Here is a 15,521-nt window from a genome sequence, read left to right as displayed (position 1 = left end):
GAATGAGCCGAAAGGGTCCGTCAGCAAGCTGACGGACCCTCACGCAAGATCGAGGTTAATCGGCGGAACAAAGAGTTCCTCCCGTTTCTCACAACAGATCGGGCACAACCGAATCGTTGGAAATTGGATAGTGGCCCAACTGTAAGCGCTTGCAGCGTGGTCTCGGCAAGGTTCCCCTGGCGCAGTCCGGTGGCGGGCAGCGCGGATGCGGTTCTCGGCCAGGGCGCCCAGACCGGTTTCCCGCAGGCGGGTGGTGATCCTATTGTGGCGGGCGGTGGTGATCTCGCTGGAGCGTTCCGGCTTCGCCGCCGAGATCCATATCAGGTTGCCCGTCTCGTCGGTCAGGGCGAGGAACAGCAGGCCGTGGGCTTTGTGTTTGCCCGAATAGTTCGGCCGGTTCTTATCCCCAGTGCGTCGGCGGGTGCGGACGAGGGTGCCGTCGAGCAGGACGACGACGCCACCCTTCCGGGCGATTTCCTTCAGGGCGCGGTCCAGGCGCGGGGCACGGGCCGACAGTAACTCGATCACTTCCAGCAGCCAGCGGCGCACGGTGGAGGCGGAGACGTCGTTGCCGCCCGCGATGTCGGAAAGCCGCTGGTCGTGGCGGAGGACTGCCAGGACGATCAGGGCGATCCGGCCGGGTGGGAGCTTGCGCCAGCTGGAGCGGATCTTCTTCAGGTGGCTCCGCGGACCAGGCCGGCGACCAGGTCCAGGGTGGCGCTCGACAGCGGGCCTCCACCACTGACACCCCACCCCCTGACCCCGGCGGGACGACCGTCGTTGTCCTGGCTGGTGCCGCCCCTTGCCGCGCTGTGACGGTGCCCGGCCGAGTGCCGCGTCAGCCCACGACTGACGCGGACAGGTAGGCCCCAGACGCGCCGCGTCACTCACAGCGCTCCGCGCGTGGTCACGCCACCCAGCAGGCGCCGGATCGTGGGACCGGCCGAAAGGGACGGCACCGCCACGACCTCCGCCCACCCGCGCAAGCGACCGCAGCGGCGCAGCGAGATCCCCCACGGCCCGCAACAAGACATGGGCCTGCAGCAGATCCGCGACACCCTGCCGCCCGCGCCCCCCTGCACGGTCGAGCCCACCCCGCGCCCGGCGGGCGACGAGGTGCCACCAGAACTCCTGGCGCTGGTGACCTACCACTGCCGCCGCATCAACGCCTACCTGGCCCGCGCCCAGCACCTGCAGACCCTGCACGGCGACAACATCAAGCAGTGGCAGCGCCTAGTCCTGTACGCACTGACCGACGCCCTCGCCCACAACCACCTCCTGGTCGGCACCCTCGCCGCCTACCTCCAGCGCCAAAACCTCGACGCCGACCTGCTGCGCCGCTACCTGCAATCCCCCGACCCCGACCGCTACATCACCGGTGAGGCCGTCCAGCACCTCGACGGCCTCACCGGCGCCGTGCCCGAAGAACCTTCCCCCCCGCCCGGCTGCTCACGACCCCGGCCAGCAGCAGGCAGCAGCGCACCAGCAGCCAGAGCTGCCGCTGCCGGCAGGGGAACGTCCCGGTGGCACGGGGGAGGCCACCGGGACGTTAACTGCGAGCCTATGCAGCACCGTTCACCCGCGTGTGGGGGTTCGCAGGAAGTGGCCGGTTACGGCCGCCTATGCCGGCGTCCGCTCAGCAGAAGGCGTGGCGCCGGCAGGACGGGGGCCGACCGCCCGAGTCCCGACACCGGGCACGTCCCCGAGAGCATGCCGCGCCCATGCCAGGGTCCCAGCCGCCCCGCCGCGTCCGCCGGAACGGGCCGCGGTACACGCTGCTGCGAACGGGCAGCACCGACCCGTGAAGGAGAACGCAACACAAGGGGAGTGCTCCCGCCCTGCGGAACGGCATCCGTGATCGCCATGCCGGACCGCTGGCCCTGCTCTTGGCCCGCACCGACCGGTCGGCGTCTAGTCAGCACGGCCAAGCACGGTACGGCATCGGTGGCATGATGCAGGTGAGCACAAATAAGGGCAAACTCTGCTTTTTCCAAGAAATCCGGAGTCGGCAAGGTGCGATCTACCGTGTTGGACAGACCCTCGTGGTGCTGCCGTCGTACCGGGATCGCGAGGAGGGCGGGGTGGAGGCGGCGGAGTACAGGGTATGGGCCCGGGCTCCCGACCATGTGCGGCCGGTCGACGGCGTCTACTACGACCAGGTCGTCACCGAGCACTTGGAGTCGCCACCCGAGTCGAAGGTCCACGAGGCCCTCGGGGAGCGCCGGCCTTCGGGTTGGCTACGGGCGAAGGAACGCGAGGGGCGGGGCCCTGCCCGCCTCACGCCCCAAGTCGCCAAGGCGAGCGACTGCCCCTCGAATTGTAAGGAAAGGGTCCCCTGAACGACTACTTCGGCTCACAATGAGACTGTCACGTCCATAGTCGGCATGGTGCAGGGCGAGGCCCTGTCCAGTCGACAGTGATCTGAAGGGTGATTCGTTGACAAGCCGTCATCGGCTCCCGGTACGTGTCGCCAGTCGTTCCCACGTCGCTGGCGAATGCTTCCGTGCTGGGGCCGGTCTCGCCTGATCCTGCGGACAGATCGTGGGAGCTGAGCCAGAAGCGGACCCCGGCAACCACCACACGTTCCGTGAGTGCGTTGAAGGAGAACCCGTGAAGGCAAAGCCGAGGACCCTGGAACTCCCGCCGTTGTGGCCGACGGTGGTCATCGTCGTCGTGGTCATTCTGCTCTTGGTGCACCCGACCATCGGAGCCGACCAGATCAAGGCCGTCGAGACCGTCGTCCATCTGCTGGCAGGAGGCGGCGCCGTTTCGGCGACGTCAGTTGTCGGACGCCGCGCGTCCCGTGACTGATCAGGGTAGGTGACGATAAGGACCCCGGACGCTACTCCTCGGATGGTGTCCGGGGTCTGTGTGCACTCAAGTTCCCGGACGAGCTCAACAGCCTGGGCAACTCGGATTCAGCCTTGCTGGTTCAGCCCGGTGGCTCTCGCCACCACGCTCAGCCACGACACCAACGGCTCGACCCACAATCTTTGACGATTGCTCACGTGGTGCCGTCCTCGTTGACTACCGTAAGCACGGGCGTGCCCTTCCCGACCGAGGTGGCCGCGGCGGCCATGCCTGATGACCTATCGATCGATCCATCGGGAAGGTACGCCTCCTTCCCTCAGGAGTGATCCACAGGTACTGAGCATCGCTCGGGCAAAACGGAGGCCCCCGATTGACGACCTCAAAGACCAGATACCGGCGTTCCGCCACCAGGACCGCGAGCTTATGCCGCATGCTCATCGCACTAGTGATCGCAATGCTTTGGGTCGGCGCAGGCGCCGCCGCCGCCCGGCCTGCCCCACTGTCTCCTGCTCCGTCGCAGGCGGGTGCGGCGGCATCCCCTGGCTGCGAGGCTTTCTTCCCGTCGCCTTACGAGGTATGCGGCGCGATCCTGGAAAAGTACAAGGCGCTGGGCGGCCCGCAGAGTTTCCTGCTGCTACCGAAGTCCAACGAAATGCCCACGCCAGACGGCGTCGGGGCGTTCTCGGAGTTCGTGGGCGGCAACATCTACTGGTCGCCCCGCACAAACGCGCACCCTGTCGCCCATGACTTCCTAACCAAGTGGGGACAGTACGGGTACGAGGCTGGGTTCATGCGCTACCCCACCACCGACGAGATTGTGCTCGGTGATGGTATCAGCCGCCGCCAGGAGTTTGAGGGTGCGTCCATCTACTTCAGCTTCGCCACCGGCGCGCACGAGGTTCACGGCCTGATCCGGCAGGCCTGGATCGATCTCGGGGCAGAAGCCAGCTTCCTAGGTTTCCCCACTAGCGACGAACAGGACACCCCACCTCAGCACAAGCCCTGGGGCAGCCGCGAGAGCCAATTCCAGACCGGAGTGGTGACCGCAGACCTCACCAACAACTCCACCCACATCGGCAACTGGTCGATCTACCCTGCACCGACCCGAGCAGGGCTGACGCGAACCACACCAGCGGCGGACTCCTTGCCCGCCCTGCGCGCACAGGACCTACCCAGAACTGCGGTCCCAACCGATCATGCGGTCAAAGCGGGCAGCGGGTGCCCGGCGGGAACGACCGATTACAGCAAGATCAACAAAACTGAATGGAACTGCGAAAGTGTCACAGAGGACCAAAGTTTCTATGGCGTGATACTTCGCAAGGGTGAGGCACGCGGAGCGCGTATCGACGACGACAGTGGGGCAACGGCCAGCACAGCGGGATTCGGGCGGCTGCACGCGGGCGAAGACCACAACGTCGGCCCCCACACCATCCAGCTCATCGCGCAAGACTCGTCGTACTGCTCGCCGTTGGGTTACCTGGATCGATGCTCCTACACGATGGCATTCCACTTCGACAAGGAATACATCGACTCCATCACTGTCGTCGTCCAGCAGCACGCCGACACAGAAGGCCGATCACCCGACAGTCACGACCTCGGAGTTGTCACCGCCTTCTGCAGGATCGGTGATCCCGCCGACCACCGCACGGGCTACTGTCGCGATGACATCCCCCCGCCGTTCAACGGCGGCAAGAACCACTGACACGCCCACAACCGTTGCCGGGACGAACGGCCAGTAAGCGCCACGCGTCCCTGCAACGCCTGGGCCTAGGGCACGCGGCCATGGTAGTGAGCCTTCTCCCGCCGTCGGAGTTCCTCAAGCGGCAACACGGTCTCGGGGTCAACGTAGCCCTGCTTCCAACCGTCACGCTGGTAGTACTCGATTACACGCTGCTCGAGCACATCGAGACGACTGTCCTCCAGCGACCATCGCGTCACTAGTTTCTTCGCCCGAGCCAACTCCTCGGCATGGATTCCGGCCTCCCGGGCCGCAGCGCTCTCCTGGTTCGCCAGCACGTCCTCGTTCAACGCAAGGTAGGTCAGGATCTTGTTCGCTGTGTCAACAACCCACGGCCGGATCCCACCTGCCTGCACCACCATGCCTAAAGGCTAGGCCGCTGCCAGTGCGAGTGGCAACGCTGCACCGCACCAACGCGTTCCCCCGGCGCGGGTGGCGAGGCCGTCGATGGTGCAGCAGCCGGTGCCGGTCCTCGGCTGCCTGGGCGAGCCTGCCGATGTCGTGGGGGTGGGTGGCGTGCCAGCAGGATGTGGGTGGGCACAGGTGGCGCCTGTGGTGCGGCCGTGCTGCTCAAGGTCGTCCGCGAGCCGGAACACCGGCCCTGCCGGCGGGCTGGGCGCTGCCGAGCGGGGCGAGCCGGGGAATGCCACAGGCCCGGGTGGGAGCCGACGGGTGCCCCGCCCGGGCCTATTCGCGGGGGCCGGCCGGTCTATCGGTTCAGGCGCAGGTGCCAGCCCGCCGCGACGCCGTGACGGTGATGGCGTTGTCGGACCCGTCTGCAAGGGTGGCCGGTGTGCGGCAGGGTGCCGTCGGGCGGGGTGCGGGAGGCGACATGGGGACGGGAGCGGGGGACGGCTGGGAGGGCGGCGTCGGCTGGGAGGGCTGGCGGGACCACCGGGACATCCGGCGACGGCTCGACCAGGGCGCCGATCCGGAGGCGCTGCCGTGCGGGGAACGGCCCCTGCACCGGGCCGTGGCGTTCGGCTCGCCCGAGGTCGTCGCGGAACTGGCCGGGCGAGTCGCCGACGTCGACGCCATGGAGGACGGTACGACCGCGCTGTGGGAGGCGGTGGTCGGGCACCGGCCGGAGATCGCACGTGTCCTCGTCGCTGCGGGAGCCGACCCGTGGCGGCCGGTGCTGGCCGGCTGGTCACCGGGGCGGCTGAGCCAGGCCGGGCCCACACCGGATCTGTTCCCGCTACCCGAGGGCGGACCGGGGCTCAGCGAGGCGGAGGCCGCGGCGGCGCGGGAAGGCCGGCGGCGCATCGCGGCCCTGGCCGACGTCGGTTACTACGACGGCACGGGACTGGCCTGCGTGGCCGGCATCGACGCGCAGGAGGCCGTACGGCGCCTGGCAGCGGTGCCGCCGGACGCCGGGCTGCTCGCCGACCTGCTGGACGACCCGTACGGCGTCGACACGGACGACAGCCTGCGCATCGTCGGGGTGACGACCGTGCCGGGCGGTTGCGTCGTCACCCAGCCCTGGGGGTACGGGCCGCAGATGCCGGGCGTACAGGCCCTGCTCTCCGCCGGCACCGTCTGCTACGGCATGTACGCCAACCCCAAGAGCGGCAACCAGGGCAGCCTCGTGCGCGACGGTGTCGTCGAGGGCTGGGACCTGCACCCCGGCGGGGGCCCGTACACCGGTATGCCTCCCGAGGAGGTCCTCACCGCGTACATCTACGGCTCCCACGCGATCGCCGAGTGCTGCGCCCACGCGGGCCTCTTCCCCGCCGACCCGCGGCCCTTCACCGGGCCCCCCGACCTGTGGGTGGAACTCCCCGAGCGCGACTACTGGCAGCACTGAACTGACCGGTACCCCTTCCGAGGGCGCCCCCGCGTCGGGCCGGCAGGTGTGCGCAAGGCGCTGCCTGCCCGCCGTCCCCGGGGACGGCGGGCCGTGCACGGATCGGGGGCGGGGCGGGCGGTTCCGGGGTCCTACGGCTCCCCGTGAACCGGCGGGGGGAGGGCGGGCGGCTTCCGCTACGATGCCGACCGGCAGAATGCGCACCGCCGACGCCGACGCTGTATTCCCGCCCGCGCTTCGCGCGTACCGCCGCCGATCTCGCCGCCCTCCTGACCGTCGTGGTCCGACCTGCTGCCCCGTGGCCGCTGGCACGGGGCAGCACCTGAACAGGACACACCCCTGACCGGGCTCTGACGCGAGCCCGCCTGACGGCGGCGACCGCGGGCACCACGCCTGCGATCGCCACCGATTTTCATCGAGCTGACTCGTGACAGCGACGGTAGTACGCGCACTGCTCGGGCGTGAGTCGGCGGACCGCGAACCCGCCACAGCCAGTGCTGGTGCAGTCCCGGCGCGGCGCGCTGATCAAGGACCGGTTCCCGGATCTCGTGGCGTCCGCCGAACAGTTCCTGCCCGGCGGCCTGGTCCTGGACGGCGAGCTGGTCGTCGGAGGGGAAGGCGGGCGGCTGTCGTTCGAGGCCTTGCAGCGCCGGGCCGCCTCGCGCGGGCGTACCGCTGTGCGGCTCGCCGCCGAGATGCCGGCGAGCTTCGTCGCCTTCGACGTCCTCCGGGCCGGCGGTGAGGTGCTGCTGGCGGAGCGAAGGGCCAGTCGGGCCGCCGGCACGGACCAGGGACTCCGCCTGGCAAGACGGTGGGCAGCACGCACCAGGGACTCCGCCCGGGGAGGGCGGTGGGCGGCGCGGGTGCCGAGGAGCAGCTGCCCGCTCCCCGGCACCAGCGTGCCCGGGAGCGTCGGCGTCCCGGCGCCGGCGCCGGCGCCGTGAGGGTCCGGGCAGGCGGGGTGGCGGCGCCGGCCTCCAGGTGGCCCGGCGCCGTACGCATGGCACGGTCCGGGATCAGGAGCTGCTCGTCGGCGCCCGCAGGCGTCGTGCCCGGGCGGGTACCGGGCCGGTCGACTCCCGGGCGATGTACGTCGTGTTCAGGGTGTGCCGGCGGGGGCGGGCGGCGGCTCCGTTGATGCGGCGGACCAGGATGTCCGCGGCCAGGCCGCCCAGTTCCTGCACGGGCTGGCTGACCACGCTCAGCCGTGGCCGGATGAGCGTGGTCCATTCCGCGTCGTCGAAGCCGATCACCGAGACGTCGTCGGGGATGCGGGCGTCGAGGTCGAGCAGGGCGTCGAGGGTGCCGAGCGTCGCCACGTTGTCGGTGGTGAACAGGGCGGTGGGGCGGTTGGGGGAGGTCATCAGCTCCAGTACGGCCGACCGCGCCCAGGCACGCTCGTACCCGGTGTGCCGGATCAGCTCAGCGGAACGCGGGATGCCGGCCGCCCGCAAAGCCTGGCGGTAACCGGCGACGCGTTCCGTGGTGGTCCAGATGTCCGCGCCCGGCGCCAGACGGGTGCCGTCGTCGCCCGGCATGGCCGAGGTGATCACCGCGATCCGGGTGTGTCCCGCCTCGGTGAACCGGGTGACCGCCGCCTTCACCGCCCCCCGGTTGTCGACGACCACCGTGTCCAGGGCGGCCCCGGTCACCACGCGGTCGAGCAGCACCACCGGGATGCCGGCGGCGACGGCGCGGGCGAGGTGCGCGTCGTCGGTGGCGGCCGGCGCCACCACGAGACCGTCCACGCGCCGCTCGATGAACAGCTGGACCGCGGCCTTCTCCTTCTCGCTGTCCTCGTCGCTGTTGGCGAGGATCGCCTGAAGCCCCGCCTTGGCCGCGACGTCGGCGATGCCGCGCACGGCCCGCGCGAAGTAGGCGTTCTCCACGTCGGCGACGACGACTCCGAGGGTGTCGGTCCGGCCGCTGATCATGCTGCGGGCCACGGCGTTGGTGCTGTAGCCCAGCTCGGCGGCGGCGGCGAGCACCCGCTCCCGGGTGGCCGCGCTCGCCGAACCGTACCCGCCGAGGACGCGTGCGGCCGTCGCCTGCCCCACACCGGCGTGCCGGGCGACGTCGGGGATGGTCACGCGACGCCTCGGCTGTGCTCCAGGGGGCATGTGCGCATCTCTTCGTGTCGGCCCGGCGAACGCCGGGGAACGGGACGGTGGGATTCAGCGCCATTCAACCATTGACGCGGGCCCGCGGGGCGTGGGTAAGGTACGACCGCGTTGGTAACGTTATCAATTCTGCCCGGTCAGAACGCATCCTCCTGCCGTCTCCCGGACGGCCGTCCCCACGCCCTGCCCGACGGCCGCCTGCTCTCCCCTATCCGAACCACGGAGGTCTCCGCGATGGCAACCGACACCCTTTCGCCGCCGCCGGTCGGCGCAGATCCGGCCATCACCCTCGTCGACGTGGTCAAAGACTTCGGCGGCGTCCGCGGCGGAGCGGCGGTACGCGGGGTGAACCTCACCATCGCCGAAGGGGAGTTCTTCTCCCTGCTGGGACCGTCCGGCTGCGGCAAGACCACCACCTTGCGGATGATCGCCGGATTCGAGGAGCCGAGCGGCGGGCAGATCCTGCTGCACGGGCGGAACATGGTCGGCGTACCGGCCAACAAGCGGGACATCAACATGGTGTTCCAGTCCTACGCGCTCTTCCCGCACCTGAGCGTCGCCGACAACGTGGCGTTCGGGCTGCGCCGCCGCCGGGTCCCCAAGAGCGAGATCCGCGACCGGGTCGACCGCATCCTGCGCACCGTGGAACTCGCCGAGAAGGCCGACCACCGGCCCCGGCAGCTCTCCGGCGGCCAGCAGCAGCGCGTGGCCCTGGCCCGGGCCCTGGTCAACCGCCCGCGCGCCCTGCTCCTCGACGAACCACTGGGCGCGCTCGACCTGAAGCTGCGGCAGTCCATGCAGCTGGAGCTCAAGCGCATCCAGCGCGAGGTGGGCATCACCTTCATCTACGTCACGCACGACCAGGCCGAGGCGCTGACCATGTCGGACCGGATCGCGGTCATGAACGGCGGCCTGATCGAGCAGGTCGCCTCCCCGCAGGAGGTCTACGAGCGCCCCGCCACCGCGTTCGTCGCCGGTTTCATCGGCACCTCGAACCTGATCAGCGGCCGTCTGACCACCGCCGGACCGGAGGGCGGGGTGATCGACCTCGGTGACGGACAGCGCATCACCGTACCGCCGTCCGCCGCGCCCACCGCCGGATCGGGCGTCCAGCTCACGGTACGGCCCGAGAAGATCACCCTGACCACCGGCCCGGCCGGGGACGCGAGCCGGGTCCGCGGCACCGTAAGCGAGGTGGTCTACCTGGGCACCTCCACCAGTTACACCGTGGCCACGAGCACCGGCGCGGAGATGACCGTCTTCCAGCCCAACGACGGCACCGCCTCCGCCGTACCCGCCCGCGGCGACACCGTCTGGCTGTCCTGGGCCACCGCCCACTCCTACCCGCTCGGCAGCACGCCCGCCGCCCCGGCCGCCTCCGGCGCCGCCGGCCGTGCGGTCCCCGACTCCGGTTCCCTTACTCCGCGCTGACGACAGGTCGACCACGATGCCCCTGCAGCCCACACCTCCCGCGCCCTGGCTGCGCGGACTGACCGAGCGCCGCTGTTCCCGGCGCGGTCTGCTGCGTGCCGCCCTCGGTGCCGCCGCCCTGGCCCCGCTCGCCGCGTGCAGCGTGCCCGGCGCCCGCAAGCCCGTGCCGGGCACGGCCGCCGAGATCGCCGCCGCCGTCAGCGACTTCTGGACCGGACGCACGAAGAAGGGCCGGCTCAGCTTCGCCAACTACACCCAGTACATCGACACCGACCCCGGCGACCAGAGCCGGCACCCCACCCTGGAGGCGTTCACCCGCGAGACCGGCATCAAGGTCTCCTACGACGAAGTGATCGACGACAGCGCCTCCTGGTTCGGCAAGATCCAGCCGGAGTTCGCCTCCGGGCAGGGCATCGGCTACGACCTGATGGTGCTGGGCGGCGACAGCTACCTGCCCAAGTACATCGAACTCGGCTACCTCGCCCCGCTCGACCACGCCCGGCTCCCCAACGTCGCCCGGTACGGCGGCGCCGCGTTCAAGAACTCCTCCTTCGACCGCGGCAACGTCTACACCGTCCCCTGGCAGTCCGGCATGACCGGCATCGGCTACGACCCGGCCAAGGTCGGCAGGAAGATCACCAGTTGGCAGGACCTGCTCGACCCGAAGCTGCACGGCAAGGTCGGCATGTGGAACGACGCGGTGCAGCTGGGCAACATCGCCCTGCTGGCCGTCGGCGTCGACCCGGAGACCTCCACGCACGCCGACTGGCGCAAGGCCGCCGCCTGGCTGCGCACACAGCGCGACGCCGGCCTGGTCCGCTCCTACAGCACCACCACCTACCAGTCCTCGCTCCAACGCGGGGACCTGTACGCCTCGCTGGTGTACTCCGGCGACGTCTTCCAGGCCAACCGCAGCGGTTCCCGGCTGGAGTTCGTCATCCCCGAGGAGGGCGGACTGCTGTGGACCGACAACCTGTGCATCCCCTCGACGGCCGCGCACCCCGTCGATGCCCTGACGTACATGGACTACGCCTACCGGCCCGAGGTCGCCGCGAAGATCAGCGAGACCGTGCAGTTCGTCTGTCCCGTCCCGGAAGCCCAGCCGGTGATCGCGCGTGACGCGGCCGCCGCCACCGGCAAGCGCAGGTCCCTGCTCGGCTCCCTGAGCAGCAGCCCGCTGGTGTTCCCGACCAAGGCCGACGAAGCCAAGCTGCGCCACCTGCGGGTGCTCGACGAAACGGAGGAGAAGCAGTGGAACGCGCTGTTCGAGCCGATCTACCAGTCCTGACGCGCCGTCGGCGGCGCCCCGGCGCGGTCCTGGCTCCGTACCTGCTGGTGCTGCCGGGATGGCTGTGGCTGGCCGCCTTCTTCGTGACGCCGGTGATCGTCATGGTGTCGCTGTCCCTGCAGACCGGCGACTTCATCGACGGCTTCCGTCAGACCTTCCACTTCGGCACCTACGCCCACGTGGTGGGGACCTACCATGTGCAACTGGTCCGCTCGCTGCTCTACGGCGCCGCGGCCACCGCCGGCTGCGCCCTGGTGGGCTACCCGGTGGCCTACTGGATCGCCTTCCGGGCCGGGCGGCACAAGTCGGTCTTCCTCTTCCTGCTCCTGCTGCCGTTCTTCGTCTCCTTCGTCATCCGCACCCAGTCCTGGAACGTGGTGCTCGCCGACAACGGCGTCCTGCTCGGCCCGCTCAAGCACCTGGGTCTGCTGCCCGAAGGCTTCCACGTCCTGGCCACCCCGTACGCGGTGATCGGCGGACTGACCTACAACTTCCTGCCGTTCATGGTGCTGCCCGTGTACGTCGCGCTGGAGCGGGTGGACGCCAAGGTGCTCGAGGCCTCCACCGACCTGTACGCCTCCCGGGCGCAGACCTTCTGGCGCGTGGTGCTGCCGCTGTCCCTGCCCGGAGTCTTCGCGGGCGTCCTGCTCACCTTCGTGCCCGCCTCCGCCGACTACGTCAACGCCGGCATCCTCGGCGGCCCCTCCACCACCATGATCGGGAACATCATCCAGACCGAGTACTTCACCAACCTCGACTACCCGGCCGCCGCCGCCCTGTCCTTCGTCCTCATGGGCGCCCTGCTGCTGGCCGTGTTCGCCTACGCCCGCGCCCTGGGCACCGACGACGTGCTGGAGGTGGCCGCGCGATGACCACCGGCACCGTCGCCCCCGCCGAGGACACCGTCGCGGCGCCCCGGCCGCGCGCCGCCCGCCGCCCGCGCCGCCGTCCCACGCTCACCCTGTACACCTGGCTGGTGCTGGCCTGGCTGCTGTCGCCGATCGCCGTCATGGTCCTGTTCGGCTTCAACGACACCCACAGCAAGGTGAACTTCACCTGGCAGGGCTTCACGCTCACCTGGTACCGGCACCTGTTCGCCATCCCCAACCTGACCTCGGCGCTGGTCAACAGCCTCACCGTCGCGCTGGTCGTGACGGTGGTGGCCACCCTGCTGGGCACCCCCATCGGCCTGGCCCTGGGCCGCCACCGCTTCCGCGGCCGCGGCTCCGTGGACCTGCTGCTGTTCGCCGCCATCGCCGCGCCCGAGATCGCCCTGGGCGCCGCCCTGCTGTCGCTGTTCATCGTCCTCGGCGTGCCGCGCGGCTACTGGACCGTCGTCATCGCGCACGTGGCGTTCTGCATCCCCTACGTCGCCATCACCGTACGGGCCCGCATGGCGGGTCACGACCCGACGCTGGAGGAGGCCGCCCGGGACCTCGGAGCCGGGCCGTGGACGGCGTTCCGGCTGGTCACCCTGCCGGCCCTGCTGCCCGGTGTGGCCTCCGGTGCCCTGTTGTGCTTCGCCCTGTCCATCGACGACTACGTCATCACCAGCTTCAACGCCGGCCGGACGCTCACCTTCCCGCTGTGGGTGTACAGCGCGAGCCGTACCGGCGTGCCCCCGCAGGTCAACGTCATGGGAACGCTGATCTTCGTCGGCGGCCTCGTCATCGCCGGTGCGAACGTGCTGTTCTCCCGGCGCAGCGCGGCCTGACGCCTCTCCCACGCCGCCAGAACACCGGCCCAGCCTCGGCCGGTCGGACACAACCCTCGAAGGAACCATCACCGTGCTCTCTTTCAACGAAGCCGAGTTCGTCGCCCAGACGGAAAGCCTCGTGGCGCTGCGCCCCCGGATCGAGGAGGTCGTCGACCGCCTCGTGGACGAGGGGTACGACAACGTCCTCCTGGTGGGCGCCGGCGGCACCTACGCGCAGATGTGGCCCTACGAGCACCTGGCCCGGCGCACCTCGGTGCTGCCGGTGCGGGCGGCCATCGCGGCGGAGCTGGTCGTCTCCGGTGACGCCCGCCTGGGCGAGCGGACCGCCGCCGTGTTCACCTCCGTCTCCGGCACCACCGAGGACAGCCTCAAGGCCATCGACCACTGCAAGGAGCGGGGCGCGTACACCATCGGCTTCACCGGCCACCCCGACTCCCCCGTCGCCCAGCGGGTGGACACCGCGCTGGTCTCGGCGCCCAAGGCCTGGCCGTTCGACGTCCAGATGCTGCTGTTCATGGGCCGGCTGCTGTCCCGGCGGGGCGAGTTCACCGGCTACGACCGACTGGCCGACGAACTCGGCGGCCTGCCGCGCATCCTGGTGGAGGTGGCCCGGCAGGCGGAGCCTGTGGCGTCCGACTTCGCCGAGGCGCACAAGGACACCGACTACCACTTCCTCATCGGCGGCGGGAACCTGTGGGGGTTCACCTACCTGTACTCCATGTGCATCCTGGAGGAGATGCAGTGGCTGCGCACCACCCGGGTGCACAGCGCCGAGTTCTTCCACGGCTCGCTGGAGCTGCTGCAGGAGGACACCAGCGTCATCGTCTTCCAGGGCGAGGACGAGACCCGCGCGCTCACCGACCGGGCCGAGGCGTTCGTCCGGCGCGTCTCCAAGGACGTCACCGTCTTCGACACCCGTGACTACCCCCTGGACGGCATCAGCCCCGAGTTCCGGGGACTGCTGGCGCCGCTGGTGCTCGACACCGTGATGGACCGGGTCAGCAAGCACCTGGAGCGGGTGCGCGACCACTCCCTGGACCTGCGCCGCTACTACCGCGTCATGGACTACTGATTGCGGTCCGTCCCACCCCACCTCCATCCGCCCCGGCGTGCCCGTGCCCGCGCACCGGCACGCCCCGAGCGGGCGCCGCGCACCCACGCGGCGCCCGCCCTCCTGGAGACTTTGATGAACATCCTCGGTTTCGGCGACAACGTCGTGGACCGTTTCGTGGACCGCGGCATCGACTACCCGGGCGGCAACTGCGTCAACGTCGCCGTCTACGCCCGCCGTCTCGGTCTCGACACCGCCTATCTGGGGGTGTTCGGCGACGACGATCTCGGCGTCTTCCTCCGTGCGGCCGTGGCGGCCGAGGGCGTCGCGGTCGAGCGCAGCGTGATGCGCCACGGTGAGTCCGGCGTCTCCACCCTCCATGTGCGGGGCGGCGACCGGGTGTTCCTCGGCTACAACGGCGGTGGCGTCACCGTGCGCGAACCGCTCGTCCTGGACGACGCGCTGCTCGCGTACGCGGCATCGTTCTCGCTCGTGCACTCCAGCGTCTATTCGCGCACCGAGAGTAAACTGCCCAAGCTGGCCGCGGCCGGTCCGCTGATGAGCTTCGACCTCTCCGACGACGACGAGTTCCGCTCCCCCGCCTACCTCGACCGGGTCTGCCCCCACCTCGACCTGGCCCTGCTGTCCTGCTCGGACCTGGACGAGGCGGCCACGCGGCGGTTGCTCGAAGCCGTGGTGGCGCGGGGCGCGCGCATGGCCCTGGCGACCCGGGGCCTGGCGGGGGCCGCCGTGTACGACGGCCACACCCTGGCGACGGCACCGGCCCGCGCGGCGGACGCACGGACCATGGCCGACACCATGGGCTGCGGTGACGCGTTCCTCGCCGGTTTCGCGGTGTCCCTGCTCCACGACGGCTGGTCCCGCCGCAATCCGCCGTCGCGCGGCTCTCTGGAACGCGCCCTGCGACACGGCGCGCGGTCGGCCCACGACCAGTGCCTCGTCGAGGCCGCCTTCGGCCGCGGCCGGCCTGCCCCGGAACTCGAGGAGGCGCCGCCTTCACCGGCCGGTGCCTGAGCGCCGGCGCCTCAGACGCTGAACGAAAGGCAGCGTTCCCGGACTGGCTGGACTGGCTGGACTGGCTGGACTGGTAAAACTACCACCGACTCCACACCGGCATCGACGGCCGAACACCAGCCAGCCGCGTCACCAACCTGTCGGGACAGCGCATCTAGGGCGAGCCGGGCGCGGGCGGTGTCCGGCGCACACACCAGCGCGTGCGCACCACCGGACCGGTAAGAGTGCAGGTCAGTGAGCCTGCTCCCCGCATCCGCGGGGATGGTCCCCAGCCTCCGCGCGAGGCCCGGTACGTCGTCTCGATCCAGGGGCCAACCCCGCCCGTCCGTCACTCGCTGGGTGTTCCCCGTGGGTGTCACCGGGCCCGAGGGGTGCCGTTGGTGACGCTGATGAGAGGTCCGACTACTGCCTGGCCTGGTGCAATGCCCGGCCACTCGCGGCGGCAGGTCTGCATAACGCGGATGCGTGTGTACGGCGCCGACTCCCTGGCCAGCACCACACGAACCTCAATCGGGAGGACCCC

The 15,521-nt window shown here is 70.3% G+C and carries 13 protein-coding genes; 10 read left to right on the top strand and 3 right to left on the bottom strand.

Annotated elements, in window-relative coordinates:
* Positions 1-39 precede the first annotated feature (39 nt).
* Positions 40-549 carry a transposase family protein gene (locus IEZ20_RS30635; protein WP_189304653.1) on the bottom strand — a complete coding sequence of 170 codons (510 nt, stop codon included), beginning with the start codon at positions 547-549 and terminating at the stop codon, positions 40-42.
* 2,061 nt (positions 550-2,610) lie between these two features.
* Between IEZ20_RS30635 and IEZ20_RS30630 the strand changes: the two genes are divergently transcribed.
* Positions 2,611-2,811, top strand: a complete 201-nt coding sequence (locus IEZ20_RS30630) for a hypothetical protein (RefSeq protein WP_189304651.1) — start codon at positions 2,611-2,613, stop codon at positions 2,809-2,811.
* A 430-nt stretch (positions 2,812-3,241) separates the two neighbouring features.
* Positions 3,242-4,513 (top strand): LGFP repeat-containing protein, encoded by a 1,272-nt coding sequence (locus tag IEZ20_RS30625; protein ID WP_229896342.1) that lies wholly within the window; start codon positions 3,242-3,244, stop codon positions 4,511-4,513.
* A gap of 65 nt (positions 4,514-4,578) precedes the next feature.
* Here IEZ20_RS30625 and IEZ20_RS30620 read toward each other — a convergent pair whose 3' ends face one another.
* The gene (locus tag IEZ20_RS30620) at positions 4,579-4,911 is read right to left on the bottom strand and encodes a hypothetical protein (RefSeq protein WP_189304649.1); all 333 of its coding nucleotides are present in this window, start codon (positions 4,909-4,911) and stop codon (positions 4,579-4,581) included.
* 470 nt (positions 4,912-5,381) lie between these two features.
* Between IEZ20_RS30620 and IEZ20_RS30615 the strand changes: the two genes are divergently transcribed.
* On the top strand, positions 5,382-6,356 hold the full coding sequence (locus IEZ20_RS30615; protein ID WP_189304647.1) for an ankyrin repeat domain-containing protein: 975 nt from the start codon (positions 5,382-5,384) through the stop codon (positions 6,354-6,356).
* Between the two features lie 500 nt (positions 6,357-6,856).
* Positions 6,857-7,300 (top strand): ATP-dependent DNA ligase, encoded by a 444-nt coding sequence (locus IEZ20_RS30610; protein ID WP_229896341.1) that lies wholly within the window; start codon positions 6,857-6,859, stop codon positions 7,298-7,300.
* A gap of 72 nt (positions 7,301-7,372) precedes the next feature.
* Here IEZ20_RS30610 and IEZ20_RS30605 read toward each other — a convergent pair whose 3' ends face one another.
* Positions 7,373-8,446 (bottom strand): LacI family DNA-binding transcriptional regulator, encoded by a 1,074-nt coding sequence (locus tag IEZ20_RS30605; RefSeq protein WP_189304643.1) that lies wholly within the window; start codon positions 8,444-8,446, stop codon positions 7,373-7,375.
* A 264-nt stretch (positions 8,447-8,710) separates the two neighbouring features.
* Here IEZ20_RS30605 and IEZ20_RS30600 point away from each other — a divergent pair, with 264 nt between their 5' ends.
* The 6 genes from IEZ20_RS30600 to IEZ20_RS30575 all read left to right on the top strand — a co-directional run bounded on the left by IEZ20_RS30600 (position 8,711) and on the right by IEZ20_RS30575 (position 14,998).
* Positions 8,711-9,907, top strand: a complete 1,197-nt coding sequence (locus tag IEZ20_RS30600) for an ABC transporter ATP-binding protein (protein ID WP_189304641.1) — start codon at positions 8,711-8,713, stop codon at positions 9,905-9,907.
* A gap of 16 nt (positions 9,908-9,923) precedes the next feature.
* Complete coding sequence (locus IEZ20_RS30595) at positions 9,924-11,195, top strand: polyamine ABC transporter substrate-binding protein (RefSeq protein ID WP_189304639.1); 1,272 nt, start codon at positions 9,924-9,926, stop codon at positions 11,193-11,195.
* The gene (locus tag IEZ20_RS30590; RefSeq protein ID WP_229896340.1) at positions 11,159-12,067 is read left to right on the top strand and encodes an ABC transporter permease; all 909 of its coding nucleotides are present in this window, start codon (positions 11,159-11,161) and stop codon (positions 12,065-12,067) included. Before IEZ20_RS30595 ends, IEZ20_RS30590 begins: the two co-directional genes overlap by 37 nt.
* Positions 12,064-12,909 (top strand): ABC transporter permease, encoded by an 846-nt coding sequence (locus tag IEZ20_RS30585; protein ID WP_189304637.1) that lies wholly within the window; start codon positions 12,064-12,066, stop codon positions 12,907-12,909. The genes IEZ20_RS30590 and IEZ20_RS30585 overlap by 4 nt, the downstream gene beginning before the upstream one ends.
* 73 nt (positions 12,910-12,982) lie before the next feature.
* Positions 12,983-13,984, top strand: a complete 1,002-nt coding sequence (locus IEZ20_RS30580) for an SIS domain-containing protein (RefSeq protein WP_189304634.1) — start codon at positions 12,983-12,985, stop codon at positions 13,982-13,984.
* A gap of 114 nt (positions 13,985-14,098) precedes the next feature.
* Positions 14,099-14,998: a PfkB family carbohydrate kinase gene (locus IEZ20_RS30575; protein ID WP_189304633.1), complete on the top strand. Its 900-nt coding sequence runs from the start codon at positions 14,099-14,101 to the stop codon at positions 14,996-14,998.
* Positions 14,999-15,521 lie beyond the last annotated feature (523 nt).

It is taken from the genome of Streptomyces cinerochromogenes (genome assembly GCF_014648635.1).
GTDB lineage: Bacteria > Actinomycetota > Actinomycetes > Streptomycetales > Streptomycetaceae > Streptomyces > Streptomyces cinerochromogenes.
The sequence above is the reverse complement of the archived record's forward strand: the minus strand, read 5'-3'. Positions and strand labels throughout refer to the sequence as shown.

Excerpts from the sequence above, each read along its gene's own strand:
- IEZ20_RS30625 (WP_229896342.1), top strand. The coding sequence starts at position 3,242 with ATGCTCATCGCACTAGTGATCGCAATGCTTTGGGTCGGCGCAGGCGCC.
- IEZ20_RS30620 (WP_189304649.1), bottom strand. The coding sequence starts at position 4,911 with ATGGTGGTGCAGGCAGGTGGGATCCGGCCGTGGGTTGTTGACACAGCG.
- IEZ20_RS30615 (WP_189304647.1), top strand. The coding sequence starts at position 5,382 with ATGGGGACGGGAGCGGGGGACGGCTGGGAGGGCGGCGTCGGCTGGGAG.
- IEZ20_RS30600 (WP_189304641.1), top strand. The coding sequence starts at position 8,711 with ATGGCAACCGACACCCTTTCGCCGCCGCCGGTCGGCGCAGATCCGGCC.
- IEZ20_RS30595 (WP_189304639.1), top strand. The coding sequence starts at position 9,924 with ATGCCCCTGCAGCCCACACCTCCCGCGCCCTGGCTGCGCGGACTGACC.
- IEZ20_RS30585 (WP_189304637.1), top strand. The coding sequence starts at position 12,064 with ATGACCACCGGCACCGTCGCCCCCGCCGAGGACACCGTCGCGGCGCCC.
- IEZ20_RS30575 (WP_189304633.1), top strand. The coding sequence starts at position 14,099 with ATGAACATCCTCGGTTTCGGCGACAACGTCGTGGACCGTTTCGTGGAC.